Origin of the sequence: uncultured Caballeronia sp., assembly GCF_964243625.1 — a bacterium.
Lineage (GTDB): Bacteria > Pseudomonadota > Gammaproteobacteria > Burkholderiales > Burkholderiaceae > Caballeronia.
Map to the genome: position 1 here is coordinate 1 of NZ_CAXTGZ010000593.1, position 3,714 is coordinate 3,714.

Here is a 3,714-nt window from a genome sequence, read left to right on the forward strand (position 1 = left end):
GCTGCTCGCTTATGCGGTCGAACAAGGGTTTTTCCCCGCCGCACGAAAAACGTCACGATAGATTCATTGCATGACGGCAGCGGTTGCGCGTAGTCAACCGCTGCCGTCTCCAGCTTTACCTGTTCCCGACCATCTCTTCCGGCTTCACCCACTCGTCGAACTGCGCTTCCGTCACGTAGCCTAACGCGAGGGCGGATGCTTTCAACGTCGTGCCTTCCTTGTGTGCCTGCTTCGCAATCTTCGCGGCCTTGTCGTAGCCGATATGCGGATTCAACGCCGTGACCAGCATCAACGATTCGTTCAGCAAACTCTCGATACGCGGCTTGTTCGGCTCGATGCCAACCGCGCAGTTATCGTTGAAACTCAATGCGCCGTCGGCGAGAAGACGAACCGATTGCAGCACGTTATGGGCGATCATCGGGCGGAACACGTTCAGCTCGAAATTGCCGCTCGCGCCGCCGAAGTTCACCGCAACGTCATTGCCGAATACCTGGCAGCACAACATGGTCACGGCTTCGGATTGAGTGGGATTGACCTTGCCCGGCATGATCGAGCTGCCCGGTTCGTTCTCGGGAATCGACAACTCGCCCAGGCCGCAGCGCGGTCCGCTGGCAAGCCACCGGATGTCGTTGGCGATCTTCATCAGACCCGCCGCGATGGTCTTGAGCGCGCCGTGCGCGAACACGAGCGCGTCGGCGGCGGCCATCACTTCGAACTTGTTCGGCGCGGTTTCGAAGGGCAGGCCGGTGAGCTTGCCGATCACGTTTGCGACCTTCACCGCGAATTCGGGATGCGCGTTCAAACCCGTGCCGACCGCGGTGCCCCCGAGCGCCAGTTGATACAGATGCGGCAAGGTGGACTCGACGTGGCGAATGCCCTGGTCCAGTTGCGCGACGTAGCCGGAAAATTCCTGTCCGAGCGTAAGCGGCGTTGCGTCCTGCAAATGCGTGCGGCCAATCTTCACGATGGAATCGAAGTCCTTCGATTTTTTATCGAGCGTGGCGCGCAAGGTTTTCAGCGACGGCACCAGATGCTTGACGATCGCGACAGCCGCGGCAATGTGCATGGCGGTCGGAAATACATCGTTCGATGATTGTCCGCGATTCACGTCGTCGTTCGGATGAACCTTGCGCGCCTCCCCGCGCTCACCGCCCATCAGTTCGCTCGCGCGGTTCGCGATCACCTCGTTCAAGTTCATGTTCGTCTGCGTGCCCGAGCCCGTTTGCCACACGGCGAGCGGGAATTCATCGGGATGCTTGCCAGCGAGGATTTCGTCTGCGGCGGCAATGATGGCCTTGGCTTTATCGTCGGCGAGCACTTTCAGTTCGGCGTTCACTTCCGCCGATGCGCGCTTGACGATCGCGAGGGCATCGATCAGTTCCGGCGACTGCTTCTCGCTCGATATCTTGAAGTTCTGCAACGAGCGCTGCGTCTGTGCGCCCCAGAGTTTCGCGTTCGGCACGGCGATTTCGCCGAAGGTGTCTTTCTCGAGTCTTACGTTGTCCGTCATGACTACTTGCTCCTTCAGGTTCGGTTGGAACCAGACGCTTAAAGTTGAGAGTCGACAGGCAGCAACATGAACAATCCCGTCAGCAGATTCCGGTAAAAACCGGCTTGCGGATCGAAGTCATAGGTGCGCACCTGGCCGTTTTCTTCGGTGATCCAGACCAGCCGCGACGTCGACGAGCCGATGTTCTGGATGCCACCCAGTACTGTGGGGGAGGCAAGCTCCACACGATACGACGTTGCCGGCGCAATGCCGCGATCGAACAACTCGGCGGCTTCGCCGGCTATCTTCTTGTTGTACACGACCAGCGCGAGTTCGGTGTTGAGAGACGCCGAGCGCGGATCGAGATTCATCGAACCGATTACAAGGATACTGCGATCGATCACATAAGCCTTGGCGTGCAGACTCGAGCGCGATTGTGACCCGAACAGGCCTGCGCGCGGCTGTCCGGCGCCTTCGGCAATGACGGGCTTCAGTTCGTACAAATCGACGCCGGCTTTCAGCATCGGCACGCGATACGGCGCGTAACCCGCCTGGACCGCGACGGCGTCGGTTGCAGCGAGCGAATTGGTCAGTATTTCGACTTTCACGCCCTTTGCGGTGATCGCGGCAAGCGCCTTGACGCCTTCGTCGTGCGGCACGAAATACGGCGAGACGATCTGGACGCTGCTCTTCGCCTGATTCGACAATTCGATCAGGCGTTCCAGCGGCGGGCTTTTGTAGTCCGGATCCGGATGCTCGATCTTGACAGGCGAGTCGGCCTTGAATTCGGTGCGCGCCCACGTGAGTCCCAGGCTGTCCTGCGAGATCTGCTGGGCAAGCGGCGTGGCATTGAGCGGCTTGGCGTTCAGCGGATCTGCTTGTTCTTTCCAGTGCTGGCGCAGGTCGTCGCGGGTCTTGTCGAGATCGGCGGGATCGAACTTCTGCTTGTTCAGCGCGCGCAGCGGATACGCAATCGAGCTGTTCCAGTATTCATCGAAACTCGCCGATATCTCCTGCGTCGCCGGCCCCGCGACAAACGCATCGAGATCGCGGAACTGGATCGTCGGACTTGCGCTGAAATATTCGTCGCCGAGATTGCGGCCGCCGATGATCGCAATCTGGTTGTCCGCGATCATCGCCTTGTTGTGCATCCGGCGCGTGAACTGATCGACGTTCGTGAACAGGTTGCGCGTGCGTTCACCGAAACCGCGCGCCGCGCTGCCAAAGGGATTGAAGACGCGGATGTCGATGTTGTCGTGCGAATTCAATGTGGCCATGATCTTGTCGATGTCCTTGAAATTCAGGTCATCGACCAGCATGCGCACCTTCACGCCGTGATCGGCTGCATAAAGCGCTGCGCCGAGCAATAACTTGCCTGTGTTGTCCTCTTCGGCGATGTAGTACTGCATGTCGAGCGTTTTCGTCGCTGCGCGGGCAAGTGCGATGCGCGCCTGCAGCGCTTCGGTGCCGGTTGGCAGGAGCCGCACGCCGGATTCGTCCGGGTGCGCCGCTTCTTTCGCCGCGATGGCAGCGCGCAGCGGCGTATCGGCAGTGACGGAGAGCGCGTGCGTGACCGGATGGTCGAATGCGCTTGCCGGTGGCCGCGTGGCGCATGCGGTGAGCGTCAACGCGGTGAGCGCGGCGACGGTGAGCTTCAGAAACTGCGAAAAATCGCTGGATCCCGCGTGAAATGCCTGGAGTTTCAATGACTGCCTGCTGCGTTGCGACACGTCCATTTCTTTTCTTTCCCGAGCGTTTTTATGATCTGACGGCGCTTTAGACGCACCTTCGTTGTCGTTCTCAGCGCTGGATCTCGTGCAAACGGGCGAGGATCACGCGGACACATTTTATGGGAAATCGGGTATGGACACGCTGAACGGATCGATTTGAGAAAAAGCGGGGAGGGAATGCGGCGGATCGCGGACGAAAAAAAACCCGCTTCAACGAAGCGGGCCTAATACCCCTGTTACTGGATGAGTCTCAAGGAGACGGCTTGATCGTATCCGGGGAGCGGCCGGATTCCAACTATCAATGCCTGCTTAACTTATTCGGCGGTGTCGCCTCAAGCGGTATTTCGTGACGCCTGGCCGTTTTTCCCGGCCTGGCGATCACGCTGTCCGTGCTCGGGCTCAACCTGCTCGGCGACGGGCTGCGCGACCTGCTGGACCCGAAGCTGCGGCGCGCCCGCTGATGCTGCAGATGCAGGACCTCAGCGTGGCCATCGG

General features: G+C 59.9%; 2 protein-coding genes. Both read right to left on the reverse strand.

What is annotated here, in order from left to right; genetic code table 11:
- Nucleotides 1–115: 115 nt before the first annotated feature.
- Nucleotides 116–1,510 (reverse strand): class II fumarate hydratase, encoded by a 1,395-nt coding sequence (gene fumC / locus ACFFAR_RS27650; protein ID WP_062167295.1) that lies wholly within the window; start codon nucleotides 1,508–1,510, stop codon nucleotides 116–118.
- Between the two features lie 38 nt (nucleotides 1,511–1,548).
- The gene (locus ACFFAR_RS27655; RefSeq protein ID WP_375508862.1) at nucleotides 1,549–3,225 is read right to left on the reverse strand and encodes a phospholipase D family protein; all 1,677 of its coding nucleotides are present in this window, start codon (nucleotides 3,223–3,225) and stop codon (nucleotides 1,549–1,551) included.
- Nucleotides 3,226–3,714: the final 489 nt, after the last annotated feature.